We start from the raw sequence: 24,637 nt of genomic DNA on the forward strand, positions 1-24,637 counted from the left end.
GTCGATGCCGACAGAACTGCGCCAATAGCCACTGCGAGCAAAAGCTTCTTCATGTGCATATCGATCTCCGTCTTATTGTGGGTGTATCAGTGAATACTCGAAGCCAGTTCGAAGATGGGAATGTACATCAGGATCACGATCACCCCGATCAACAAGCCGATGAACGTCATTAATAACGGTTCGAACAAGCGCACAAACCATTCGATCCAGCGGCTGATTTCTTCGTCGTAGAAGTCGGCGCTGCGTTCCATCATCTGCCCCAGATTGCCCGACTGCTCGCCAGCTCGCAGCAAGCGCAGGGACACGGGAGTGACCAGGTGATTGAGCTCCAGCGCGGCTGACAGTGATTGCCCCTCGCGCACCCGTTCGCAGGCCTGGTCCAGGCGTACGCGCGAGGGCACCGTGAGCAGGCCGCGGACCATGCCCATGGCCGTCACCAGCGGGATGCCGCCCTGCAGCAGGATGCCCAGGGAGCGGTAAAAACGCGCCAGTTCATACATGAAAATCCGTTGGTGAACCGCCGGCAGTCTTTCGATCAGCCGATCGACGCCACGGCGAAAAGCCGGCTGGCGCTGGAGGAAGCCTAGGGCGACGACGATCGCCACCAACCCACCGAAAAATTCTCCCTGGTGGGCATGCAGGAACATCCCGCAACTCATCAGCACTTGGGACAACCACGGCAGATTCGACCCCAGTCCCTCGAACACCAGGCTGAAGCGCGGCACCACATAGCCCATCAGGAACAGCACCACGCCACCGCCCACCACCAGCAACAGCAAGGGGTAGATCGAAGCGCTGACGATCTTCTGGCGAACCTCATCCATGCGCTGGCGATAGCTGACGTAGCGACCGAGGGCATCACCCACGGCGCCGGTTTTCTCACTCGATTGCACCAGCGCCACATAGAGCGGCGGGAACACTGCCGACAACTGGCCGAGCGCCTGGGAGAACGATTTTCCCTCGTACAGCAGGCGCACCAGCTCACTCAAAGTCTTGCGCGCCTGGGGGGCGTTTTCTTTTTCCGCCAGGCTTTCCAGCGCATCGATCAACGGCAGGCCGGCATTGAGCAGGGTGGTCAGCTCCTGGCTGAACAGCACCAGGTTGAAGGTCTCGCGCTTTTGCAGGCGCAGCGCTTGCCAGCGCCGGTCGGCTTGCAGGCTGACCACACGCAAACCCTGGTCCTCGACCATGCGCCGCGCTTCGCTATCGCCCTGGGCCTCGACGGTCACCGAGACCACGCCGGCCTTGCCCACTGCCTTGAGGTGAAACCGCATGGTCGCCACTCCCGTCATTGCCAGCTGGTGACTTCGGCGTTTTCGCCTTCGCCGCCGGGTTGGCCATCCTTGCCCATGGACAGCAGGTCGTACTCGCCGTTTTCCCCGGGGTAGCGGTAGTTGTAATTACGGCCCCACGGATCCTGGGGCAGTTTTTTCTGCAGATAAGGACCGGTCCAGCGGGTTTCATCGCTGGGCGCGGTCACCAGCGCCTGCAGGCCTTGTTCGGTCGAGGGGTAATGGCCGACCTCCAGGCGGTACAAATCCAGCGCCTTGCCCAGGCCTTCGATTTGCGCCTTGGCCACTTTCACTTCGGAGCGGCCGAGCTGGGCAAAGTACTTCGGCGCGACGATGCCGGCCAACAGGCCGAGCACCACCAGCACCACCAGCAATTCGAGCAGGGTGAAGCCGCGTTGAGCTTGCGGGATACAGCACTGACGCTGATTCATGATGACCTCACACATAGGCAGAAGGGTCGCGCACAAGCCTTATGCAAATGCCATGCACAGGCCTGCTCTTTGCTCTGCAACCCTTGTTTCACGGGCCCTCGCAGTTACGGCACGGTGCTTGCGTACGGCTGTTTCACGACTTGTCATTGGGGCATTACCCCCATTTTCCGGGGCAGGTCAGGGGAGGCACCAATGCTCAAGTCATTCACTGCGGGACTGCTCGGCGGGCTGCTGCTGGCCGGGGTCGCGCAGGCCGATGTGTTCGTATCCGTCGATGCCAAGGGCAGCTATGTCCTGTCCAATGTCCACCGTCCTGGCCGCCACTATGAACGGGTGATCCAGGAGCCCGAGGTGGCTCAGGTCAGCCTTGACCAGCAGCCGCAGATGATTGCCGCGCGGCCCTACGCCGAGTTGGTGTCGGCAGCGGCCACGGCCAACCAGTTGCCGGCGGCGCTGCTGCACGCGGTGATCCAGGCCGAGTCCAGCTACAACTCCGGCGCCACCTCGCCCAAAGGCGCGGGTGGACTGATGCAGTTGATGCCCGATACCGCGCGGGAACTGGGGGTCAAGGATGTTTACGATCCGAAGGCCAACATCCAGGGCGGGGCCAAATACCTCAAGCGCCTGATGACCCTGTTCGACAACGACATCGCCCTCGCCGTGGCGGCGTACAACGCCGGGCCCCAGGCGGTGATCAGCCGTGGCGGAGTGATCCCGCCGTTCGCCGAAACCCAGCGTTATGTGCCCAGTGTCCTGCGCCAATACCGGCGCCTGCAGGGGCTGGCCGTGGACGCTCCGCTGTGATTGGGGGAGCCCCCAATTGTGGGGCAACACGCTTTGCGTAGCAGCCGATTAACTGTGGGAGCAAGGCTTGCCCGCGATGGCGGTGTGTCATTCGACATGCAGGGTGCCTTGCACTCCGCCATCGCGGGCAAGCCTTGCTCCCACAGCGCCAACAGCACAGTTCTTTTCGTTAACCCGCAAACCGGGGAATGGGTGGGGGATTTCCCCCGACTTATCAACTAGCTCGAATAACCAATTGAAATACAAGTAAATTTTTTATGGCATGGCGATTGCTCCAGTGACTTTTGTCGAGACGTATTTCCAATGAGCACCCAAATCGAGGCCCGTGATCATGACCGGCAAACCCAACGCTCATCACCTGCTTAATCTGCTGCTGTTTCTGGTGCCGATGTTCGGCCTGGAAGTGGCCCAGGCGGCCCTGCGCTGTGAGCGCAATCTGGTCGCAAACGTCGTGGCGCTGGATCAGCCGCTGATGTTCAACCGGCTCGGCGCACAGAACGTCAACGGGATGATGTTCGCCTTGCGCCGCGATGTGGTCGACGATCACAACAGGTCGCTGGCCCAGGGTGGCACGGCGGTGCCGGGCAAGGTCTCGTTGCGGCCCGACAAGCGTCCGCGTCCCCTGGTACTGCGTGTCGCGGCCGGCGATTGCCTGACCATCAACCTGCAGAACCTCCTGGCCTACCAAGCCAACCCCGGCAGCCATGACAGCGGCGAGGAGGAGGAAGGCGAGATCGAAGGTGAAGTGGAGATCGGTGCAGTCGACGACTTCAAGGTCGACGAGCAAGTCACTGACCGCCATGTCGGCTTCCAGGTCAACGGCATGCAGGCGGTCAACAGCATCGACGATATTTCCGCCTACACCGGCCGCAACGCCAACACCCTGATTGCCCCCGGCGCGAGCCGCTCCTATACCTTGTACGCCGAACGCGAAGGCGCCTTTGCCGCCAGCAGCCGTGGCGCCACCTTTGGTGGTGAAGGTGCTGCAGGTAACGTCGCCAACGGCCTGTTCGGCGAAGTGGTGGTAGTGCCCAGGGGCGGCCGCACCTATCGCAACACCGTGACTGAAGAAGAAATGCGCCTGGCCAGCACCGGGCGGACCCCGACCGGTCAGCCGATCGTCGATTACCAGGCGCGCTACCCACAACGCGAGCCGTGGATCCGTGAAGGCAAGGCCGGTACGCCGATCATCAACATGGTCGACGGCAACGAAATCATCTCCAGCGAGAGTGACGCGATCGTCATGGGCAGCAACGCCGACGGCAGCTTCCCGCCTTCGACTTATCCGCTGGAAGCCATTGGCAAACGCAACCCGGCGCTCCCCAATCGGCTTGAACCGTTCCGCGATTTTGCCTCGCAGTTCCAGGATGAAACCGCTGCGACCCAGGCATTTCCGGCCTATTGGGCAGACCCGGTGATGGCCCACGTGCTCGAACCGACTCGCGATTCGTTCATGATCAACTATGGCTCCGGCGGCATGGGCGCCGAAGTGGTCGCCAACCGCCTGGGCGTCGGGCCGATGCACGATTGCCTGTCTTGTGCCTATGAAGAGTTCTTCCTCAGCTCGCACACCGTCGGCGACGTGGCGATGCTGGTGGATGTGCCGGCCAACGCCGGGCTGGAAAACATTCGCCCTGGTGAAACCCCGCGCGCCGACCAGATCGGTGTCAAGGCCACCATGGCGCTCTACCCGTCGGAGCCGTCCAACGTCAACCACAGCTACATCGGCGACTTCGTGAAATTCCGCAACACCCACAACGGTCACGAGCAGCACATCTTCCACCTGCACGGGCACCAGTGGCTGTTCAACCCCAACGACGATAACTCCGACTACGTGGATGCCCAGGGCATCGGCCCGGGCGCCGGCTACACCTACGAAATCGCCAACGGTGGTTCCGGCAACCGCAACCGCGTGGCGGGCGATGCGATCTATCACTGCCACTTCTATCCGCACTTTGCCCAGGGCATGTGGGCCATGTGGCGGGTGCACGACGTGTTTGAAGAAGGCACCAAACTCGAAGTCTCGCAGCAAGGCGACGACGGTTACCACAGTGAACCTTTTGCCCTGCGCAGCGGCAAACCGGCTTCGGGAGCCCGGGCCTTGCCCGATGGCGAAATCATCGCCGGCACGCCGATTCCAGCGGTCGTGCCGCTGCCCGGCAAAGCCATGGCACCGATGCCAGGCAAGGTCGCGGTCGTACCGAAAATCGGCGAAACCCTGGTGGCCGGCCACGACGATGACGATGATGAAGACGACGATGATGGCGAACATCACGGCGGCAACGGCGGCGTCCAGGCCATCGGTTCGCTGGCCCTGGTGGATCGCAGCGAAGCCAACCGCAATGCCGATGGCAGCCTGAAAAACCCTGGCTACCCATTCTGGATCGGCGGCATGGAAACGTCGGTCGGCCAACGCCCACCGACTCCACCCCTGGACATGCTCGATGCAGCCAAGGCCCAGGCCTTGAAAACCAGCGGCAACTCGCTGTGGGCCAACCTTGACCCGGCGCAATCCGGTGGCTGGGATGGCGGCCTGGGCCGGCACTCGCTGGACGGTTTCTCCGCCGGTGGTGAAGCCAACACCATCACCACCTCGCTGGACTTCTCCAAGGAAGTGACCCGCGCCAAACCGATCTACATGCCGGAAGAGGGCACCGAGGTGGAACAGGCTGCGATGGCCTTCCACGCCAAGAAAGACCATCCAAGCTACGCCTTGTTGCCGGGCAACCAGATCGTGGCGAAGGCCTTCCGCACCAACGGCGCCTTGCCCATTGCTGGCGCGCCGTACTACGAACCGTGCATGGACGATCGGCAAAAACGCCTGACCAGCAGCGCCGGCACCGGCGAGTTCAACAGCGGCGAACGGGTCGATGGCATGTCCTACACCGGTTCGTCGACGTTCACCGCCGACCGTCCGCGGGTCTACAAAGCCGCGAATATCCAGTTCGACGCGGTGTACAACAAGGTCGGTTACCACTTCCCGCAAGCGCGCATCCTGGCGCTGTGGGAAGACGCCTGGCCGGTCATCACCAAGCAGCGCCCACCAGAGCCGCTGGTGATGCGCATGAACACTTTCGACTGCGTGCAATACCAGCAAACCAACCTGGTGCCGGCCACCTATGAGATGGACGACTATCAGGTGCGCACCCCAACCGACGTGATCGGCCAGCATATCCACCTGCCGAAATGGGACCTGACCGCGGCCGACGGCTCGGCCAACGGCTGGAACTACGAGGATGGCGTGCTTTCCCCGGGCGCCGTGCAGGAGCGTATCCACGCGATCCGCGAGTTCAACCAGTGCCTGGGCGCCGATCCGCGTGACGGCACTCCGGCCTGTCCGAAAGCCAAGAACCATCCGTTCTTCGGTCAATATGGCCGGGCGGACTGGGTCGGGGCGCGCACGGCGATGCAGCGCTGGTTCGTCGATCCGGTGGTCAACGCCAAAGGCGTCGACCGTGGCCTGGGCACCATCTTTACCCACGACCACCTCGGCCCATCGACTCACCAACAGATTGGCCTGTACGCCACCGTACTGGCTGAACCTGCCGGTTCCACCTGGTTCCACGCCGAAACCGGCGAGCAGCTGTACAGCGGCGCGCGGCAGGACGGCGGGCCGACTTCGTGGCAAGCGGTGGTGTCCACCGGCGATCTGGACGGCGACGGCAAGAACGACAGCTTCCGCGAGTTCTTCCTCGAGTACAGCGACTTCCAGCATGCTTATGAAGCCGGTGTGTACGTTGGCGCAGGGCCAAATGGGGTGCCTAACCCGACGGCCTTCCCGGCCACTGCGGACAGCTTCCGCTACGCCATCAACCCACCTGTGCGCAACAACGCCAGCAACTTGCTGGACGGCATCATCGAAGTACAGGGCGGCATGGTTCCGGGCTGCCCAAGCCGGCCTTGCCCACAGGCGATCTCGGTGGATGACCCGGGTATGTTCGTCGTCAACTACCGCAACGAGCCGTTGGCGCTGCGGGTCTATGACCCGAACAAAATCGGCCCGGACGGCAAGCGCGGGATGCAGGCGGACGGCCTGGCCGGCGACCTCGCATACGCCATGCAAAGCCGTACCGACCGTGCCATCGCGGCGATGAACCTGGCGCCTAACCTGGTCACCTCGGCGACCGGTCCAACCGGCGGCACCACGCTGTTCCCACCGCACATCAACCGTGGCGGCGCCGAAGCTGGCGACCCGTTCACCCCGATGCTGCGCACCTACACCGGTGACAACGTGCGGCTGCGCCTGCATGCCGGCGGCCACGAGGAGGAGCACAACGTGACCCTGCACGGAGTGAAATGGCTGCAGAGCGGTTCGGGCTTCGGCAACAGCTCCAACTCCGGCTGGCGCGCCTCGCAAATGGTCGGCATCTCCGAGCAGATGGGCTTCAACGCACCGGTCTCGATGCTCTCCAGTTCGGCCGCGACCACGGGTGACTACCTGTACTCGATGGACGCTTCGATTGAAGGCTACTGGAACGGTATCTGGGGCGTGATGCGTAACTACACGGCCCAACGCAGCGACCTGTTCGCCTTGCCGAACAATCCGAAACCGGCGGGCATGCGCAACACCGTGGCCTATGAAGGTTCCTGCCCACGGATCAGCGCCAACCCCAATGGCATCGGCACCCGGCCGACCGTGCAACGCAACTATGAGGTGGTCGCGGCGCTGGCCAACGACATCCTGCGTAACCCGTTGAACCTGACCATCGGCGACCCTGCCGGCCTCGGCCAGCACGTCGGCGGGCCGTTGAATCCAGCGGGCGGCACCCTGGTGTTCAACTCGCGGACGGTGAATATTCCGCAGGTCACTGTGGTCGATCCGGAGGATGGCGAAACCATCACCATTGGCGGGCAGAGCGGGCCGCTGCATGATCCGACCGCGATCCTGTATGTGCGCAAATCCGACCTCGACCCAACCACCGGCAAGTTGAAACCTGGTGTGCCGGTAGAGCCACTGGTACTGCGCGCTGCGGCGGGTGATTGCATCAACGTCACCCTGGAAAACCGCCTGCCGCTGGTCATGCCCGACCTGACCCAGACTGCCGTGATGCAAGGCCTGGTCAAGCGTGATCGCAACAGCGGGCAGGGTTCGACCATCTTCACCAACAACCTGATCCGGCCTTCCAGCCATGTCGGCCTGCATGCGCAGCTGCTGTCCTACGACATCACCAAGTCCGACGGTGTCAACGTTGGCGCCAACCCGGCCCAGACCGTGCCACCACGGGTCGGCAACAGTGGCGCCTACCCGACGCGTACCTACCAGTACTACGCCGGGCACCTGGAGCGTGAGGGCAAACCCGTCACGCAACTGGGCCGCAGTGTCGACAACATCAACGCCACGGCGGTGGAATTCGGCGGGCTGAGCATCACCCCGGCGGACGTGATCAAGCAGGGGCAGAAAGGCCTGGGAGGTGCCATGAGCATCCTGCCGGTCGGCGCGACCTGGGTCGAGGACGCCCGCAAGGCCAACGCCACGGTCACGGCGCCAGGGCAGGCGGTGTATCGCGACTTTGCGATGGTCTGGCAGAAAGCCTTGAACATGCGCTGGGCCAACGGCCGGCCGGTGGAAGGGATTGCCGCCGAAGGGGCGGGCGTGCCGACCGATCCGCAGGACAATTCGAGCATGGCCATCAACTACAAGTCCGAGCCGCTGTGGTTCCGCTTCGGCCTGGCGCCGGACGCACCCTTCGGTCACGCCGGGGGTGCCGGCTACGGCGACGTGCCTAATGCGCACATGGCCTACAGCAATGCGCTAATTGGCGGCGATCCACAGACGCCAGTGCTCTATGTAAAACCGGGGCAACCGTTCCGCACCCACATCCTGTTGCCAACCGGTGGCAGCCGTGGCTCGACCTTCCAGTTGGACGGTCACGTGTGGTCGGTCAACCCGTTCCAGTCGGAGAAGAGCGATACCGGTGGTTATCCGCTGGGTACGCCGGGGGTGGGGTCGGTGCGGTTCGGCTACAACCCGATGTCGATGTACATCGGCGCCCGGGAAAGCATCCTGCCGGCGGCGCACTTCAGCTTCATGCACCCGAGCGCCGGGGGTAGCAACGCCATACCGGGGGATTACCTGTATCGCGACTACGGCGCCTACGGCAATACCTCCGGGTTGTGGGGACTGCTGCGGGTGACCAACGAACCGGAGCCGGCACCAGCACCGTAGAAGCGATGGGGCCATGGGGCACACCCTCCATACCTGGGTGGGCCCCATTGTAGGAGCAAAGCTTGCTCGCGATAGCGCCATAGGCAACACCTTCAATACCGAGGTGAAACCATCGCGAGCAAGCTTTGCTCCCACAGGGCAACAGCAAAAGCAAAAAGCAGAAGCAAGAGCAACAGTGCGAAGGCAGGCACAGATCTGTAAGGGGAGAAGGGAATGAACTGGAACATCAAAGTCACCACCGGTGCACTGGTTGTCGGCGTGGCACTGATCGGGCTGGGGGTATTGAAGACCCTGCCATCGGACATGCTCAGCGAAATCGCGCTGCCGGACACCTGGACTGCCAACGCCAGCTCGCCTGCCAAGGCCGCTCAACCTGCCAGCCAGGCGCCGGTGGCGGCGGGCGCCAACCAGGTCCTCGAACGCGACGGCGTGTCAGTCGCCCTGCAAGTACGCCCCCTGGCCGCCGACGGCGTGCTGCGCGAAGGTGAGTTTGCCGACGTGCAGTTTCGGCTCACCGACTCGGCCTCCGGCCAACCCCTGGCAGGCGTTGCGCCGGGTGCCTGGCTCGACCCGGAAACCGTGGCGGCCGACAAGGCCCAGGGCCGCGAGCAAAGCTGCAAATCCCGGGTCGGGGTGTTCCTCAAATCGAGCATCGGTGCACGGCCCATGCTCGACCTCAACAGCTACTTCCTGCTGGTGATGAACCGCGATGCCAGCGTCTCGGTGGTCGATCCCTCGGTCTCGGTGGGCGGCATCACCAGCACCATGACGCGCATCGATATCAAGCAACCGCCGATGGACTGGACCACCCCGAGAGACAACAAACGGGTGTTCGTTTCAATGCCCGCCGCCGGGGAAATTGCGGTGATCGACAGCGAGCAATTCAAGCTGATCGACTCGGTCGCCGCCGGCAACAACCCGGTGCGCGTGGCGCTGCAGCCGGATGAACGCCTGTTGTGGGTCGGCAACAACGCCAAAAGCGCCGCAGAGTCCGGCGTGACGGTGATCGATGCACGCAGCCTCAAGCCGCTCAAGCACCTGGCCACTGGCGCCGGACACCACGAAATCGCCTTCAGCAAAGACAGCCGGCAGGCGTTCGTCAGCAACCGCGACGACGGCACCGTCAGCATCATCGACATCGCCAGCCTGACCGTGAGCAAGCAGCTCAAGACCGGCTCGCACCCGCTGTCCGTGGCTTACTCGCCGCTGTCCCAGGCGGTGTACGTGGCTGACGGCAAGGACGGCACGGTCACGGTCATCGACACCGCCAGCCTGGAGGTGCGTCGGGTGATCAAGCTCAAGCAGGGCCTCGGCCCGATGAGTTTCAGCGCCGACGGACGCTTCGCCATCGTGCTCAATACCCTGGAGAACCAGGCCTCGGTGATCGACGCCGCGACCAATGCGCTGATCCATGACCTGGACGTTTCCGCCGAACCCTTCCAGGTAGTGTTTACCAAGGCCTATGCCTATATCCGCGGCCTGGCCTCGGCCAAGGTCACCATGATCAACCTGGCGTCCCTGGGCGAGGGCCGCAAGCCGATCACCCAAGGCTTCGAGGCCGGCCCTCAGGCGCCACGCCTGGCGGGCGACCTGCCACTGGCATCGAGCCTGGCGGTATCGCGCGACGACAACGCGGTGTTCGTGGTCAACCCGGTGGACAACACCACCTACTTCTACGCCGAAGGCATGAACGCGCCGATGTCCGGCTACCCCAATCGCGGGCAAGTGGCGCGTGCTGCGCTGGTGATCGACCGCAGCCTGCGCGAAGTCGAGCCGGGGCTCTACAGCGCCCGGGTCAAACTGCCGGTGGCGGGGCGTTTTGACGTGGCGTTCCTGCTCAACCAGCCGAACATCATTCACTGCTTCACCGCGCTGGTGGAACCCGGCAGCAACGCCGCCCTGAATGCCGGCGTGCCCAAGGTGGAATTCATGCTCGACAAATCCATCGCCGACCTCGGCAACCCCTACGTCGTGCGCTTTCGCATCGTCCAGGGCCAGCAGAAGGCTGAGCGCAGCGGGGTCAAGGACGTGAAAGTGCGCTACTTCCGCGCGCCGTCATCGCAGACCCGCACGGTTGCCGCGCGGGAAGTGAGCAGCGGCGTGTACGAAGCCCCGGTGACGCTCGACCAGAACGGTGCCTGGTACCTGCACGTGCGTGCGGCGTCCCTAGGCGCGAGCTTCGACGACAAGACCTTTGCCAGCGTCCGGGTGGTCCCGGGCGCGGCACACTGAAGAGGATATGGACATGAACCGACTCCTACCTTGTGGAATGCTGACCCTGTGCCTGTTGGCCGCCGGTATTGGCCAGGCCCTGGCCCATTCGGCGGATGAACACGCCGGCCATGACATGCCCGCCAAAAGTGCCACCTCCGAGAGCGCGCAGGTGCAATTCGCCGACGTGGCCCTGGTGGACCAGACGGGCAAAGCGGTGCGCCTGGAAAAAGACCTGGTGAGCAACAAGATCGTGGTCATGAGTTTCATCTACACCAGTTGCACCACGGTCTGCCCGGTGGTGTCGTCGATCATGGGCAAGGTGCAGAAACAGCTCGGCGCGCGGGTCGGAACCGAGGTGCAGTTGGTGTCGATCAGCATCGACCCGCAGCGCGACGATCCCAAGCGCCTGAACGATTACGCCCGCTCGTTCCAGAATGGGCCTGGCTGGAGCTGGCTGACGGGTTCCACCCAGTCGGTCAACGAAACCCTCAAGGGCCTGGGCACTTTCAACGGCGATTTCAAAAGCCATGCGCCGTTGATTCTGGTGGGCGACGGCAACAGCCGGAACTGGACCCGCTACTACGGTTTCACTGACCCGGACGTGCTCACCCGTGAAGTGGAGAAACTCAGCGGCCAACGCAATGCCCACGCCAAACACACCGCCATTGCCATGGAGCAGCACCCATGAGGACTTTCGACCGGATCGCCTTGAGCCTGTGCCTGGGCCTTTTCAGTTCGCTGGCGCTGGCCCATGAAGGCCACCAGGAACCCGCAGCTGCAGCACCTGCAGCGCCCGCCGCGCAGCCGGCCGGTGGCACGCGTGATGCCAAGACCTGGTTCACCGACACGCCCTTGCAGGACCAGAATGGCGAGACCCTGCGGTTCTACAGCGATGCGCTGCAAAACCGCGTGGTGCTGCTCAACGTGATTTTCACCAGTTGCAATGATGCCTGTCCGCTAATCACCCAAAAGCTCAAGGAAGTTCGTGAAGTGCTGGGCGACAAGGCCGACGGCATCACCTTTATCTCCCTTACCAGTGATCCGCTGCGGGACACCCCGGCGGTACTCAAGGCTTACACCTTGAAACAAGGGGTAGAAGACCCCCACTGGCTTTTTCTGACGGGCGACAAAGCCCAGATGGACCTGGTCCTGGGGCGCATCGGCCAGATCGTGCTCACCCCGGAACAGCATTCCACGCAACTGATCGTGGGTGACGTGGCCAACAAACGCTGGAGCAAGATCCGCCCCGATGCCCCTGCCGCCGCCATTGCCCAGCGCTTGCAGTTGCTGACAATGCCCGTGGTCGGCCGTTGAGCGCGCGCCATGAAGACGTCCCTGGTCCTCGGTTTGCTGCTCCTCTGCGGTCTGCCCCTCGGCGCCCAGGCGCTCGCGCTGACCCCGAGCGAAAGTGCCGGTAAACGGCTCTATCGCGAGGGGGTGTCGGCCAGTGGCGAGCCGATCATGGCGCGGGTCGGTGCGGCGGGCATGCTGTTGCCCGCCACCAGCCTGCCGTGCGCCAACTGCCATGGCGACGATGGCGTCGGACGGCCCGAGGGCGGGGTGCGCCCGCCAGACCTGAGCTGGTCACGGCTGAGCAGCACCTATGGCCAGCAACAGGTCAACGGCCGCGACTACCCGGCCTATACCGATGCCAGCCTGGCAAAAGCGATTCAGGAAGGTCGCGACCCAGCCGACAATCGCCTTGACCCGGCGATGCCCAGATTTGTCCTGTCGATGAACGATCAGCGCAATCTCAGCGCCTATCTCAAGCGTGTGGCCGAAGACCGTGACCCCGGCCTCGATCCTGGCACCGTGCACCTGGGGACGTTACTCCCCGGTTCCGGGCCCTTGAGCGAGGAGGGCGCCACCGTGGCGGCCGTGCTCAAGGGGAGCGTGGCGCGCATCAATCAAGCCGGCGGCATCCACGGCCGGCAGTTGCGCCTGACCATTCTCGACCCAGGACCGGACCGCGTCAGTGCCGAGCAGGCGCTCGACCGTTTGATCGACACCGAACAGGTGTTCGCCCTGATCGCGCCGCTAGCCCCCGCCCTGGACGCGGAGCTGGGGCCTCGCCTGGAGAAAGCCGGCGTGCCGCTGATCGGTCCGTTGTCGCTGCTGGGACCGGCCCAGGCCAGCCGGCAGATTTTCGAGCCGTTGCCAGGCCTGCGCGAGCAACTGATCGCCCTGGCCGACTACGCCACCGAGCAGCTCAAAGTCCTGCAAGGGCCGACCCTGATCACCTATCCGGACGAACCTGGCCAGCGCCTCGCGGCACAAAACCTGGGCCAGTACCTGCAGGATCACGCCTGGCAGAAAGTGCACCTGCAAGCCTACGACCCGACACAGGAAGAACTGCCGCTGGGCTCGCGTTCAGTGTTCTACCTGGGCAGCGGTGCCGGTTTCAGTCGCCTGGCCGAGCGCCTGCAAGTTGCCGGGCAGGTGCCGTATCTGTTCGCCACGTCGAACCAGGTGGCGGGGGATCTGCTGCAAGTGCCCAGCGGTTTTTCCCGGCGGGTGTTCCTCGCCTATCCATTCGTGCCCAGTGACTGGACGGTGGCCGGACGCCTGGCCTTGACTCAAGTGCGCGCCAATCAGGGCCTGGGCGGCCAGCATGCGGTGCTGCAAGTCGGCGCCTACAGCTCGCTGCTGTTGCTCAGCGAAGGCCTGAAACATTCCGGGCGCGACACCAGCCGCGAGAAGCTGATCAACGCACTCGAAGGCTTGCACGATTTCGACACCGGGCTGACTCCCTTGATCAGCTTCGGCCCCGGCCGCCGCCTGGGCCTGAGCGGCGCCCATGTGGTGACGGTGGATCTGCCCGACCAGCGCTTCTATCTGGTAGCGCCCTATAGACCGATTGCAGCGATGCCCTGACCGGAGGCCCATCATGAAACTCAGTACTTGGTTGCTCCTGCTGGCCCTGTGGGTACCGGCAAGTTACGCCAGCAACGGCCCGATCGCGGCGCGGGTCAATGGCGAGGAAATCTCCGAGTTTCGCCTGGAACGTTATTTCGCCGAGTTCCTCGAGGACCAGGGGCGGGCGTTAGGCAGCATCCGCAACCCCACGGCCTACAAGCAGCTGCGGCAGAAGGCCCTGGATGCCTTGATCGACAAGGAACTGCTGTGGCAGGAAGCCGTCAAGCGCGGCGTGGTGATCAGCGATGCACAGGTGCAGGGCCAGGTCGACCAGGCGCGCCAGGCCATCGGCGGTGCTGAAGTGTTTGCCCGGCGTTTGAACGATGCTGGTTTTGATGAAGCCAGTTTTGTCGAGTACACCCGCCGTGACATGGCGGCGCAGCAGGTGTTTGCCGAGCTGACCAAGGTTACCGGGCCCGACGAGCAAAAGGTCCGAGCTTTTTATCAAGAGCACCGCAGCGAAATGGGCCGGCCAGAGGAGGTCCAGGCGCGGCATATCCTGGTAAAAGTCCCTGAAGGCGCGGATGCCGCGACAATTGAAGCAGCACGACTACGCTTAGCGGACATGCGGTTGAAAATCGTTAACGGTGCCGATTTTGCCAGTATCGCCAAAAGCGCTTCAGAAGATGCTTCCGCCAGCAGTGGCGGGGACCTGGGATATTTCCCCCGGGGCCGCATGTTTCCTGAATTTGAAGTGACAGCCTTTGCCATGGCACCAGGTGATCTCAGTGAGCCGGTGCGCACTCCGGTGGGCTGGCATCTGATTTATTTACAGAACCGCAGCGAGGCGGCAGATGTCTCAGAGGAGCAGGGACTGGAAATGGTCAGGGCTTATCTTGCCCGCCAGGAACAGGTTGCTATACGAGGGGAAGTGCTTGCGCAGTTGCGGTCGCGCAATCGAATCGAACGGATTGACGACGATTGAAGTTTGTTCCCCAATAGTGGGGGAAAGCTTCAGGGCGAATCCGTGCGCTTCCCCCGGCTTTGGGGGGCGTTCGGCGGTGGTGTGCTCGAACGGAATAGATATCTCATGAATATCAACTACATGCAGTGGTGAAAATACCGGTGCTCAGTCTGGCATGAAGTGTGCGTTAGCCTCATTAAGGCGGCACTCTGCCAGGTTTGAAATTCGGGCCTGCGGTTACAAGGAGTCCACCTTGTTAAACAAAGTACTGGTTGTTGAAGACGAACAGCTCCTTGCACATAACCTCCAGGATTACCTGCAGGCGCAAGGGCTGGAAGTCCGGATAGCACACGAAGGTGCCAAAGCCATCGGCGAAGCCGCTGATTTTGCCCCCGATGTGATGGTGTTCGACTACCGCTTGCCCGATATGGAAGGTTTTCAGGTACTCGAAGAAGTCCGCCAGAACAGGAATTGTCATTACGTACTGATTACAGGGCACCCAACCGCTGAAGTCTGTGAGCGGGCCCGGCAACTTGGAGTCAGTCACATCCTGTTCAAGCCGTTTCCGTTGGCGGAACTGGCACGAGCCGTCTGTGACCTGCTGGGGATCAAGCGCGAAGCGAAAGCCGCTGAAGGATTTGTCGAACGACGCCAGAGCAGGACTGAAAGTTTCCCGCTGCAGTTGTACGACGGTAGTTGGGTGCTGGTGGATCGCCGAAGAAACTCGAACTCCATGGCACCAGACGACGAACAATTGCTCACCGGGGAGTAATGACGCGACAAGTCGTTCCGGTCCCCCGTAACTGCTCGCCGCGTCGACAGGGCTCAAAGCCCCCGGCGTTGGAGAGCATGCCATGGACCGTCTATCCCTAGCCGTAGAACCGGCGTTGTTGGACACCGTACCGTCGCGTTTTTCCAGTGAACAACTGGCCCAGGCCCGCTCCCGCGCGGCCACTTCCGGCGAACGGGTACTGGAAGCACTTGGGGTGTTGTGTGAACTGGCCCCCATGCCCTTCATCGAATGCCTCGGCACCACCCTGCATTATCCGGTGCTCGACACCGACACGCTGTTCAAGGCCACTCCGGTATTCGACCGGGTCACCCTGGCCCAATGCCTCAAGCGCGAATTCATCCTGCTGCGACACGAAGAGGTGGTCATTGGTGTGTTTGCCGACCCCTTCGATACTGCGCGCCTGGCCTGGATCGACGATTGCCTGCACGGCGCGCCGCTGTACCTGGTGCACGCCGACGACCTCAAGGCCTACCTGGCCCGCCATGAAGAAAGCTTCCACGCGGTCGAATCGCTCAACGCCCAGGCCGACTCCGGGGTGGAAATCGACAAGCTGCAAAGCCTGTCCCTGACCAGCATCAGCGAGGACGCCAGCGTGGTGGTCAAGCTGGTCAACTCGACCCTCTACGATGCGCTGAAGATGCACGCCAGCGACATCCACCTGGGCACCACCGGCAGCGGCCTGGTGATCAAGTACCGGATCGACGGCGTGCTCAACAACATCAGCAAGATCCAGGGCACCGAGTTCGCCGAGCAGGTGATTTCCCGGGTCAAGGTCATGGCCGAACTGGACATCGGCGAAAAACGCGTACCGCAGGATGGCCGTTTCAAGATTGGCATCAGCGGCCGGCAGATCGACTTCCGGGTCTCGATCATGCCCAGCATCTTTGGCGAAGACGCAGTGCTGCGGGTGCTGGACAAACAGGACCTGGCCGACAAGGTCAGCGGCGTGCAGTTGCAGGCCCTGGGCTTTGAAGACGAAACCCTGCGCCAGCTGCGCCGCCTGGCAGCCGAACCCTACGGCATGGTGCTGGTCACCGGCCCCACCGGCAGCGGCAAGACCACCACGCTCTACGCGATGATCACCGAGATCAACCACGGCGTGGACAAGATCATCACCATCGAAGACCCGGTGGAATATCAACTGCCCGGCGTGCTGCAGATTCCCGTGAACGAAAAGAAGGGCCTGACCTTTGCCCGGGGCTTGCGCTCGATCCTGCGCCACGACCCGGACAAGATCATGGTCGGTGAAATCCGTGACCCCGACACCGCGCAGATCGCCGTGCAGTCGGCCCTCACCGGGCACCTGGTGTTCACCACCATTCACGCCAACAACGTGTTCGACGTGATCGGCCGCTTCACCCAGATGGAAATCGACCCCTACAGCCTGGTCTCGGCGCTCAACGCGGTGCTGGCCCAGCGGCTGATCCGCCTGGTCTGCGCCAGCTGCAGCGCGCCGCATTTTCCGACTGACGACGAGCTGCACCTCTCGGGGCTCGACCCGCAACAGGTGAGCGATTTCCGCTTCGTGCATGGCAAGGGCTGCGGTCATTGCCGCGGCACCGGGTATCGCGGCCGCACCGCAATCGCCGAGCTGCTGCACCTGGACGACGAGCTGCGGCAGATGATCGTCGAGCGTCAGCCGATTTCGAAAATCAAGGCCCACGCCTGCAAACGTGGCTTGCGCCTGCTGCGCGAGTCGGCCCTGGAACTGGTGCAGGAAGGGCGGACCACGCTCGAGGAGATCAATCGTGTCACTTTTGTCTCGTGATAGTTTTGTCGCCGTGCTCGGCGCCAGCGGTGTCGGCCTGGGCCGGCGCCAGGGCAGCGAAACCCTGTGGCTGGGCAGCGTCGGTTTCATCGACGAAGGCTTCCATGCCTGGGCCGTCGCCCTGGAAACCCTCGACCGCCTGCTGGGCGAACACGCCGCCGCCGGTGCGCAGTTGAGCGTGGTCGTATCGGGGCACTTCAGCCGCTTTTGCCTGGTGCCCTGGAGTGACCAGATCAACAGCCCCGAGGAGCTGCGTGGTTTTGCCCAACTGTGCTTCGAAGACCTCTACGGCGCGCCGACCCAGCCCTGGAACCTGGTGCTGTCAGCCGAGCCTGCGGGTTACGACCGGATTGCCGCCGCGCTGCCGCAGGATCTGCTTGAGCGCCTGCGCACCCTGGTCAGCGCCCGGGGCCTGAAACTGCGGTCGGTACAGCCTTACCTGATGGCCGCCTTCAATCACTTTGATTCGAGCTTGGAGGCCGGCGACTTCCTGTTCGTGGTCGCCGAGCCGGTGCGCAGCGTGTTGCTGGTGGCGCGGGAAGGGCGCTGGGCTTCGGTGCGCTCGGTGGGCAGCAGCGACAGCGATGCCGCCTTGGCGGCGCTGATCGGTCGCGAAAGCCAGCTGCAAGCCTCTACCAGCGAGCGCCCGCTGAATGTGTACCTGCATGCGCCCGCACGCATCGATTCGCACCCGCAAGTGCCAGGTGTGCACTTGCGCACTCTTGAAGAGGACCGGACAGCCGTACGTGACAGCCTGTACGTCATGTCCCGGGCGGTGGCCTGAGATGCGCGCCCTGATGCTCGACTTCCAGCCACGTCGTCGCTGCGGTCCCCTGGGCTGGAGCCTGCTGGCCGCAGGCGTCGTGCTGGCGCTGACGTGCGTAGCGGTCGGCCAGCACCTCAGCGCTCAATCCAGCCAGCAACAAGGTCACCTGCAAACGGCCCAGCGTGTACTCACTGGCGACACCGGCACCAAGTCCAGCCTGACCCCGGCGCAAATCCGCGAACAGGCGCAGAACCTGGCCGAGATGCGCAAGGTGTCGCAGCAGTTGCGCCGCCCCTGGGAGCACCTGTTCGCCACCCTCGAAAGCATGCCCCGGGACAACATCGCCCTGTTGACCCTGACCCCCGACGCCCGCAAGGGCCAGGTGCGGATCAGCGCCGAAGCCCGGGACCTGGAAGCCATGCTCGATTTCCATCGACGCCTCGAAGCCAGCGACGAGCTGTCGGACGTGTCGCTGCTGAGCCACGAAATCGTCGCCAACGTGCCGGAGCATCCGGTGCAATTCAACCTATCGGCTACCTGGGAGATCGGCGATGCAAATCCCTAGATTGATCGTCCACGAATACCTGCAAGGCCTGGGCGTGCCCGGGCTTGCCGGAATCGCCCTGGTGGTGCTGGCGCTGGTGTACGGCCTGGCCGGCCTGCTGCCCGATTGGCAGTCGCTGCAACAGCTCAGCCAGCAGACCCGGGAAGCCGGTGAATACCTGGCCAAGGTTGAAGAGGGCAGCGTCGCCGCGCCAGTGGTGCCGCAGCGCCAGCTCGACGACTTCCGCAGCAAGTTGCCGTCCCAGCCCCAGGCGACCGTGGCCATCGACAAGATCTACGCGCTGGCCGCCCAGGAACGCATCACCCTGGCGCGGGGTGAATACTCCCTGGGCATTGATCCCAAGACCCACCTGGCGCGGTATCAGATCCTGCTGCCGGTGCGCGGCAGCTATCCGCAACTGCGGCGCTTCCTGCACGCCTTGCTCGGCCAGCTGCCGGCGGTGGTGGTGGAGGACGTGGAGTTCCAGCGCAAGAAGATCGCCGACACCGACCTGACCGGACGGATCCGCATGACCCTTTACCTGTCGAGGTCGTGATGAAAAGCCAACGCGTAGTGGGCTGGCTGGCGTTCCTCGGGGTTGCCGCCGCCCTGACCTGGGGCAGCGAATTCTTCCAGGCGGCAGACGAGGGCGAAGAGGCCGTGGCCGTGGTGGCCAATCCGGGCAAAAGCAAGATTCGCGGCGCCTTGCCGGCCGCTCCCGCCGCTGGTAAACCAGCGCCGATCAAGGACCTGAGCCCGGCCGGCGACCTGTTCGCCGCCCGCAGCTGGAAAGCGGCGCCGACCCTGGCCGTGGTCACCGAACAACCCGTCAATGTCACCCCGGTGGTGCAAGCCCCTAGCGCACCGCCCATGCCTTTCCAGTTCGTCGGCAGGCTGGATGACCGTACCGATCTGCAGGTGTTTTTGCAGAACGGCGAAAAAATATACGTCGTGCGCAAAGGGGATGTGATCGACGAAACGTGGCGGATCGAGGGCATTTCCGATGTGGAACTGAGCTTTGTCTACCTGCCTTTGCATTTGTCTCAGACGCTGTCTGTGGGGAGCACGCAATGAACCGATCCCGTATGCTGATAAGCCTTGTCTGCCTGTGTGCAGGATTGGCCGCGTGCAGTTCCGCGCAGGTTGCCAAACAAGAGGCGTCCGACCTGATTGAGTCGGGACAGTACGAAGCCGGCCTGGCCCGAATCGAGGAAGGCCTGCGCGAAAACCCGCGCGATACCGAGCTGCACCTGGCCTTGAACAGCAGCCGCGCCCGGGCAGTCACCGCCTTGCTGACCCAGGCCGACATGGATCGCGCCCAGCGTGATTTTGCCTCGGCCCGCATGGGCTATGGCCGAGTGTTGACCATCGAGCCGAACAACCGGCGGGCCCAGGAATCCCTGAGCCAACTCGAACATATGCGCAGCCAGGACGAAAAACTCGAGCTGGCCCGTGGCGACCTGCGCCGTGGTGACATCTACGCCGCCGACCGCCAGGTCAAGCAGATCCTCGAACTGGACCCCAAGAACGAAGGCGCCCTGGACCTGCAAAGCAACATTCGCCTGGTGCAGAGCCGCAACGTCGTGCAGTACCCACAGCTGCGCACTCGTCTGGATCGGCCAGTGACCCTGGAGTTTCGCGACGCCAACCTCAAGACCATCTTCGAAGTGCTGTCCCAGGTCGCTGGCCTGAATTTCATCTTCGACAAGGACCTGCGCCCGGACATGAAAGCCACCATCTTCGTGCGTGACGTGCGCATCGAAGACGCCGTGGCCCTACTGCTGCAACAGAACCAGTTGCACCAGAAAGTGGTGAACGAAAACACCCTGCTGATCTACCCGGATTCGCCACAGAAGCTCAAGGACTATCAAGAGCTGGTGATGCGCACGTTCTACCTGACCAGCATCGACGCCAACACCGCGCTGAACATGATCAAGACCATGCTCAAGACCCGCGACGTGTTCGTCGACGAACGCCTCAACACCCTGACCATGCGTGACAGCGAAGACGCGATTCGCATGGCGGAAAAACTCCTGCAGTCCCAGGACCAGTCCAACCCGGAAGTGGTGCTGGAAGTCGAAGTGATGGAAGTTGCCCGCCAGCGCATTCTCGACCTCGGTCTGCAATGGCCAAACACCTTTGGTGTACTCACCAGTGACGGTCAGCCGGTATCGGTGCTCGATCAACTGCGCGGCATCAACTCCAGCCGCATCTCGATCTCGCCTTCGCCGCAAGCCAAGATCAACGCCCAGGACAAGGACATCAACACCTTGGCCAGCCCGGTGATCCGGGTGAGCAACCGCGAGCAGGCGCGCATCCACATCGGCCAGCGCGTGCCGATCATCAGCGCCACCTCGGTGCCTTCGACCCAAGGCCCGGTGATCACCGAAAGCGTGACTTACCTGGATGTCGGTCTGAAACTCGAAGTGCAGCCAATCGTGCATTTGAACAACGAAGTGGCGATCAAGATCGCCCTCGAAGTCAGCAACGCGACCCCGCTGGAACCGACCCGCCAGGGCACCATTCCGGTCCAGGTCGACACCCGTAATGCCCAGACCACCTTGCGCCTGCACGACGGCGAAACGCAGATCCTCGCCGGGCTGATGCGCAACGATCATGGCAGCAACGGCAACAAGATTCCCGGCCTGGGCGACATCCCCGGCATAGGCCGGCTGTTCGGCAGTAACCGCGACGACGTCAGCAAATCGGAACTGGTGCTGTCGATCACCCCACGCATCGTACGCAACCTGCCGTACCAGAGCCCGTCGGACATGGAGTTCCCGACCGGTACCGAAACCAGCATGCACATCCAGGCCCCGGACCGCTCGATGGACACCGCGATCCGCACCGAAACCATGGGCACGCCGGTGGTTGCCGCCACCCGTGTCGTCGTCGAGAAGCCTTGATCATGAACGCCTCGCAACGCGGTTTTACCCTGATCGAAGTCGTGGTGACGCTGGCCCTGATCGGCCTGCTGGCCGGCATGGCCGCGCCGCTGACCGAGACCGTGGTGCGCCGGGGCAAGGAGCAGGACCTGCGCACCGCGCTGTACCAGATTCGCGATGCCATCGACGCCTACAAGCGCGCGTTCGATGCCGGTTATATCGAGAAGTCGCTGAACAGCAGCGGCTACCCGCCGAACCTGCAAGTGCTGGTGGACGGCGTGCGTGATGTGCGCAGTGCCAAGGGGGCCAAGTTCTACTTTTTACGGCGCATTCCTCACGACCCGCTGGCCGCGGTCAAGCGTGACGACGAGGGTGGTTGGGGCCTGCGCGCCTATGACAGTTCGGCCCAGAACCCGCGTGAGGGGGAGGACGTCTTCGACGTTTATTCCCAGGCTCGCGGCAAGGGGCTCAACGGCGTCGCCTATAGGGAGTGGTGAGATCATGCGTCGGCAAAAGGGTTTTACCCTGCTGGAATTGATGGTGGTCATGGCAATCATCGCAACCCTGATGACCATTGCCCTGCCGCGTTATTTCAACAGCCTGGAAACGTCCAGGGAGACCACCCTGCGCCAGAGCCTGTCGTCGATGCGCGAGGCGCTGGATCACTACTACGGCGACACCGGGCGCTATCCGGATTCCATCGAACAATTGGTCGAACAACGTTACCTGCGCAACCCGCCGATGGACCCGATCACCGAACGCAAGGACGCCTGGGTCATGGTCGCGCCACCGGAAGGTGTGGCCGGCGGCGTGGCCGACATCAAGAGCGGAGCCACAGGGAGGGCGCGTGATGGCAGCCTATATTCCGAGTGGTAGGCCGTCCGGCGAGGGCGGTTTCACCTACCTGGGCGTGCTGTTCCTGATCATGGTCATGGGCATGGGCCTGGCCAGTGCCGGCGAGCTGTGGTCGACCGCTTCGCGGCGGGATCGCGAGAAGCAGCTGCTGTGGGTCGGCACCCAGTATGCCCAGGCACTGCGCAGCTACTACCGCAGCTCGCCAGGCCTGGCGCAGTACCCCAAGGAGCTCGAAGACCTGTTGGACGACCAGCGTTTTCCAACGCCCAAGCACCATATTCGCCAGCTCTATCCTGACCCGATCGGCGGCGGTGAGTGGAGCCTGCAACGGGGCTTCGATGGCCGCATCACCGGCCTCAGCAGCCCGTCCACCGACAAGCCGCTCAAGCAGGTGGACTTCCCAAGCCAATGGTCGGACTTCACCGGCATGGCCAGCTACAAGGACTGGCAGTTCGTTGCCGAAAAAGCCTTCCTCGACGGCGCTTCCGGCCCGGCCAAGGGACAGTCCACCGCGCCCCAGGCGCTGCAGCCATGATCCGCCAATGGCTGGCCGCCATGGCCCTGGCACTGGTGCTGCCTTTGGCTTCGGCCGGGGAAGAGGACGAAATGATGGGCTTCATCGTCGATGACACGATCTCGCACATCGGCCACGACTTTTACTACTCGTTCAGTGAACGCCTGCGTGCCACCAGCCCGATGGATTTCAACCTGGTGGTCCGCGAACGACCTTCGGCACGCTGGGGCAGCCTGGTGACCGTGGAATATCAACAACGCCTGGTTTACCGGCGCTTCCTGGCGCCGAACACCGTGGAGCTCAAGGACGAGGCTTATGACGCCGCCGACTGGGTTCGCGGGCAGATTGTCCAGCGCAAGCTGGAAAACTTGTTGCAAGACACCACGGACCTTGAGAGGGACGAATTATGAATACGAAATTGTTTTCGCAGCGCACCGCGCTGTCGCTGGCCGGCATGTGGTTGCTCGGGTTTACCGGCTGCGGCCTGGTGCAAGCCACGGAGCTGGTGTACACGCCGATCAATCCATCGTTCGGTGGCAACCCGTTGAACGGCACCTGGCTGCTCAACAACGCTCAGGCGCAGAACGACTACGACGACCCCGACCTGAAGGATCGCACCTCGATCGCCGGCACCTCGGCCCTCGAACGCTTCAGCAGCCAGTTGCAATCGCGCCTGCTGGGGCAGTTGCTGGACAACATCTCCACCGGCAATACGGGGAGCCTGTCCACCGACGCTTTCATCGTCAACGTCATCGACGATTCGGGCGCGCTGACGATTGAAGTGACGGACCGGGCGACCGGTGAAATTTCGGAAATCCTGGTGAACGGCCTGGCTCCTTGAGCCAAGGAACGATGGGGAGTAACGGACATGAAAAAAATAATTTTGCTAGGGATGCTGTTGGCGACCTTACAGGGTTGCAGCCTGCGCGAGCCGATGTCGGCCGAGCAGGACACCGAAACCCCGACCCTGACCCCCAGGGCGTCAACCTACTACGACTTGCTCAAGCTGCCGCGCCCCAAGGGCCGCTTGATGGCGGTGGTGTACGGCTTCCGCGACCAGACCGGCCAGTACAAACCGACCCCGGCCAGCTCCTTTTCCACCAGCGTGACCCAAGGCGCGGCGAGCATGCTGATGGACGCCATGCAAGCCAGCGGCTGGTTCGTGGTGCTGGAACGTGAAGGGCTGCAGAATCTGCTGACCGAGCGCAAGATCATTCGCGCTTCGCAGAAAAAGCCCAACACGCCGATGAACATCCAGGCCGAGCTGCCACCGCTGCAGGCGGCGAATATGATGCTCGAAGGCGGCATCATCGCCTACGACACCAACGTGCGCAGCGGCGGGGAAGGGGCGCGCTACCTGGGCATCGACATCTCCCGCGAGTACCGGGTCGACCAGGTCACCGTGAACCTGCGCGCGGTGGACGTACGCAGCGGCCAGGTGCTGGCCAACGTGATGACCAGCAAGACCATTTATTCCGTAGGCCGCAGCGCCGGGGTGTTCAAGTTCATTGAGTTCAAGAAACTGCTCGAGGCCGAAGTCGGCTACACCACCAACGAACCGGCGCAGCTGTGCGTGCTGTCGGCCATTGAATCGGCGGTCGGCCACCTGTTGTCCCAGGGCATAGAACGCAAGATGTGGCAGGTCGCCGGTGACAACTCGACACCGCCACAGAATGAAACCATGGAGCGCTACCTGTCGCAGAATCGCGTGGTGCCAGAGGGTGAGGAGGAATGAGCGGGGCTGTGGGGCAAGGCTTGCCCGCGATGGCAGAGTGTCAGCCAACC

At 63.1% G+C, this 24,637-nt stretch carries 22 protein-coding genes; 20 read left to right on the top strand and 2 right to left on the bottom strand.

What is annotated here, in order from left to right:
* Positions 1 to 86: 86 nt before the first annotated feature.
* Both ORL50_RS28090 and gspG read right to left on the bottom strand, forming a co-directional pair.
* A complete protein-coding gene (locus tag ORL50_RS28090; RefSeq protein WP_266019893.1) occupies positions 87 to 1,274 on the bottom strand; it encodes a type II secretion system F family protein in 1,188 nt (395 codons plus the stop codon).
* 14 nt (positions 1,275 to 1,288) lie between these two features.
* Complete coding sequence (gspG, locus tag ORL50_RS28095) at positions 1,289 to 1,723, bottom strand: type II secretion system major pseudopilin GspG (protein ID WP_266019895.1); 435 nt, start codon at positions 1,721 to 1,723, stop codon at positions 1,289 to 1,291.
* 192 nt (positions 1,724 to 1,915) lie between these two features.
* Between gspG and ORL50_RS28100 the strand changes: the two genes are divergently transcribed.
* The 20 genes from ORL50_RS28100 (at position 1,916) to ORL50_RS28195 (ending at position 24,587) form a co-directional block, all read left to right on the top strand.
* On the top strand, positions 1,916 to 2,527 hold the full coding sequence (locus tag ORL50_RS28100; RefSeq protein WP_266019896.1) for a lytic transglycosylase domain-containing protein: 612 nt from the start codon (positions 1,916 to 1,918) through the stop codon (positions 2,525 to 2,527).
* 331 nt (positions 2,528 to 2,858) lie between these two features.
* Positions 2,859 to 8,693 carry a manganese-oxidizing multicopper oxidase MnxG gene (mnxG, locus tag ORL50_RS28105; protein ID WP_266019897.1) on the top strand — a complete coding sequence of 1,945 codons (5,835 nt, stop codon included), beginning with the start codon at positions 2,859 to 2,861 and terminating at the stop codon, positions 8,691 to 8,693.
* A gap of 213 nt (positions 8,694 to 8,906) precedes the next feature.
* Complete coding sequence (locus tag ORL50_RS28110; protein ID WP_266019898.1) at positions 8,907 to 10,925, top strand: YncE family protein; 2,019 nt, start codon at positions 8,907 to 8,909, stop codon at positions 10,923 to 10,925.
* A gap of 13 nt (positions 10,926 to 10,938) precedes the next feature.
* A complete protein-coding gene (locus ORL50_RS28115; RefSeq protein ID WP_266019899.1) occupies positions 10,939 to 11,595 on the top strand; it encodes an SCO family protein in 657 nt (218 codons plus the stop codon).
* Positions 11,592 to 12,221 (top strand): SCO family protein, encoded by a 630-nt coding sequence (locus tag ORL50_RS28120; protein WP_266019900.1) that lies wholly within the window; start codon positions 11,592 to 11,594, stop codon positions 12,219 to 12,221. The genes ORL50_RS28115 and ORL50_RS28120 overlap by 4 nt, the downstream gene beginning before the upstream one ends.
* A gap of 9 nt (positions 12,222 to 12,230) precedes the next feature.
* Entirely contained in the window at positions 12,231 to 13,781 is a 1,551-nt protein-coding gene (locus ORL50_RS28125) for a cytochrome c/ABC transporter substrate-binding protein (protein WP_266019901.1), read from the top strand.
* 13 nt (positions 13,782 to 13,794) lie between these two features.
* A complete protein-coding gene (locus tag ORL50_RS28130; protein ID WP_266019902.1) occupies positions 13,795 to 14,748 on the top strand; it encodes a peptidylprolyl isomerase in 954 nt (317 codons plus the stop codon).
* Positions 14,749 to 14,980: 232 nt separating this feature from the next.
* On the top strand, positions 14,981 to 15,499 hold the full coding sequence (locus ORL50_RS28135; protein WP_266019903.1) for a response regulator: 519 nt from the start codon (positions 14,981 to 14,983) through the stop codon (positions 15,497 to 15,499).
* A gap of 82 nt (positions 15,500 to 15,581) precedes the next feature.
* The gene (locus tag ORL50_RS28140; RefSeq protein ID WP_266019904.1) at positions 15,582 to 17,288 is read left to right on the top strand and encodes a GspE/PulE family protein; all 1,707 of its coding nucleotides are present in this window, start codon (positions 15,582 to 15,584) and stop codon (positions 17,286 to 17,288) included.
* The gene (locus tag ORL50_RS28145; protein WP_266019905.1) at positions 17,269 to 18,072 is read left to right on the top strand and encodes a hypothetical protein; all 804 of its coding nucleotides are present in this window, start codon (positions 17,269 to 17,271) and stop codon (positions 18,070 to 18,072) included. Before ORL50_RS28140 ends, ORL50_RS28145 begins: the two co-directional genes overlap by 20 nt.
* Position 18,073: 1 nt before the next feature.
* Positions 18,074 to 18,619, top strand: a complete 546-nt coding sequence (locus ORL50_RS28150; RefSeq protein ID WP_266019906.1) for a PilN domain-containing protein — start codon at positions 18,074 to 18,076, stop codon at positions 18,617 to 18,619.
* Positions 18,606 to 19,154, top strand: coding sequence for a GspMb/PilO family protein (locus ORL50_RS28155; RefSeq protein WP_266019907.1), 549 nt, complete (start codon positions 18,606 to 18,608; stop codon positions 19,152 to 19,154). Before ORL50_RS28150 ends, ORL50_RS28155 begins: the two co-directional genes overlap by 14 nt.
* On the top strand, positions 19,154 to 19,672 hold the full coding sequence (locus ORL50_RS28160) for a hypothetical protein (protein ID WP_266019908.1): 519 nt from the start codon (positions 19,154 to 19,156) through the stop codon (positions 19,670 to 19,672). Before ORL50_RS28155 ends, ORL50_RS28160 begins: the two co-directional genes overlap by 1 nt.
* Entirely contained in the window at positions 19,669 to 21,504 is a 1,836-nt protein-coding gene (locus tag ORL50_RS28165; RefSeq protein ID WP_266019910.1) for a type II secretion system protein GspD, read from the top strand. Before ORL50_RS28160 ends, ORL50_RS28165 begins: the two co-directional genes overlap by 4 nt.
* Positions 21,505 to 21,506: 2 nt before the next feature.
* Complete coding sequence (locus ORL50_RS28170) at positions 21,507 to 21,980, top strand: type II secretion system protein (protein WP_266019912.1); 474 nt, start codon at positions 21,507 to 21,509, stop codon at positions 21,978 to 21,980.
* Between the two features lie 4 nt (positions 21,981 to 21,984).
* Complete coding sequence (locus ORL50_RS28175) at positions 21,985 to 22,359, top strand: type II secretion system protein (protein ID WP_266019914.1); 375 nt, start codon at positions 21,985 to 21,987, stop codon at positions 22,357 to 22,359.
* The gene (locus ORL50_RS28180; RefSeq protein ID WP_266019915.1) at positions 22,334 to 22,873 is read left to right on the top strand and encodes a type II secretion system protein; all 540 of its coding nucleotides are present in this window, start codon (positions 22,334 to 22,336) and stop codon (positions 22,871 to 22,873) included. Before ORL50_RS28175 ends, ORL50_RS28180 begins: the two co-directional genes overlap by 26 nt.
* Positions 22,870 to 23,262 (top strand): curli production assembly/transport protein CsgE, encoded by a 393-nt coding sequence (gene csgE / locus ORL50_RS28185; protein WP_266019916.1) that lies wholly within the window; start codon positions 22,870 to 22,872, stop codon positions 23,260 to 23,262. Before ORL50_RS28180 ends, csgE begins: the two co-directional genes overlap by 4 nt.
* A complete protein-coding gene (locus ORL50_RS28190) occupies positions 23,259 to 23,693 on the top strand; it encodes a curli assembly protein CsgF (protein ID WP_266019918.1) in 435 nt (144 codons plus the stop codon). The genes csgE and ORL50_RS28190 overlap by 4 nt, the downstream gene beginning before the upstream one ends.
* Before the next feature lie 27 nt (positions 23,694 to 23,720).
* Positions 23,721 to 24,587: a CsgG/HfaB family protein gene (locus ORL50_RS28195; RefSeq protein WP_266019919.1), complete on the top strand. Its 867-nt coding sequence runs from the start codon at positions 23,721 to 23,723 to the stop codon at positions 24,585 to 24,587.
* The last annotated feature ends 50 nt before the right edge of the window (positions 24,588 to 24,637 follow it).

Source organism: Pseudomonas sp. RIT-562, assembly GCF_026241895.1.
GTDB classification, from domain to species: Bacteria; Pseudomonadota; Gammaproteobacteria; order Pseudomonadales; family Pseudomonadaceae; genus Aquipseudomonas; species Aquipseudomonas mandelii_F.

Coding starts and splice junctions, on each gene's coding strand:
- gspG (WP_266019895.1), bottom strand. CDS start 1,723: ATGAATCAGCGTCAGTGCTGTATCCCGCAAGCTCAACGCGGCTTCACC.
- ORL50_RS28110 (WP_266019898.1), top strand. CDS start 8,907: ATGAACTGGAACATCAAAGTCACCACCGGTGCACTGGTTGTCGGCGTG.
- ORL50_RS28195 (WP_266019919.1), top strand. CDS start 23,721: ATGAAAAAAATAATTTTGCTAGGGATGCTGTTGGCGACCTTACAGGGT.
- ORL50_RS28175 (WP_266019914.1), top strand. CDS start 21,985: ATGCGTCGGCAAAAGGGTTTTACCCTGCTGGAATTGATGGTGGTCATG.
- ORL50_RS28165 (WP_266019910.1), top strand. CDS start 19,669: ATGAACCGATCCCGTATGCTGATAAGCCTTGTCTGCCTGTGTGCAGGA.
- csgE (WP_266019916.1), top strand. CDS start 22,870: ATGATCCGCCAATGGCTGGCCGCCATGGCCCTGGCACTGGTGCTGCCT.
- ORL50_RS28090 (WP_266019893.1), bottom strand. CDS start 1,274: ATGCGGTTTCACCTCAAGGCAGTGGGCAAGGCCGGCGTGGTCTCGGTG.
- ORL50_RS28130 (WP_266019902.1), top strand. CDS start 13,795: ATGAAACTCAGTACTTGGTTGCTCCTGCTGGCCCTGTGGGTACCGGCA.
- ORL50_RS28155 (WP_266019907.1), top strand. CDS start 18,606: ATGCAAATCCCTAGATTGATCGTCCACGAATACCTGCAAGGCCTGGGC.
- ORL50_RS28140 (WP_266019904.1), top strand. CDS start 15,582: ATGGACCGTCTATCCCTAGCCGTAGAACCGGCGTTGTTGGACACCGTA.
- ORL50_RS28115 (WP_266019899.1), top strand. CDS start 10,939: ATGAACCGACTCCTACCTTGTGGAATGCTGACCCTGTGCCTGTTGGCC.
- ORL50_RS28170 (WP_266019912.1), top strand. CDS start 21,507: ATGAACGCCTCGCAACGCGGTTTTACCCTGATCGAAGTCGTGGTGACG.
- ORL50_RS28180 (WP_266019915.1), top strand. CDS start 22,334: ATGGCAGCCTATATTCCGAGTGGTAGGCCGTCCGGCGAGGGCGGTTTC.
- ORL50_RS28125 (WP_266019901.1), top strand. CDS start 12,231: ATGAAGACGTCCCTGGTCCTCGGTTTGCTGCTCCTCTGCGGTCTGCCC.
- ORL50_RS28160 (WP_266019908.1), top strand. CDS start 19,154: ATGAAAAGCCAACGCGTAGTGGGCTGGCTGGCGTTCCTCGGGGTTGCC.
- ORL50_RS28100 (WP_266019896.1), top strand. CDS start 1,916: ATGCTCAAGTCATTCACTGCGGGACTGCTCGGCGGGCTGCTGCTGGCC.
- mnxG (WP_266019897.1), top strand. CDS start 2,859: ATGACCGGCAAACCCAACGCTCATCACCTGCTTAATCTGCTGCTGTTT.
- ORL50_RS28150 (WP_266019906.1), top strand. CDS start 18,074: ATGCGCGCCCTGATGCTCGACTTCCAGCCACGTCGTCGCTGCGGTCCC.
- ORL50_RS28190 (WP_266019918.1), top strand. CDS start 23,259: ATGAATACGAAATTGTTTTCGCAGCGCACCGCGCTGTCGCTGGCCGGC.
- ORL50_RS28120 (WP_266019900.1), top strand. CDS start 11,592: ATGAGGACTTTCGACCGGATCGCCTTGAGCCTGTGCCTGGGCCTTTTC.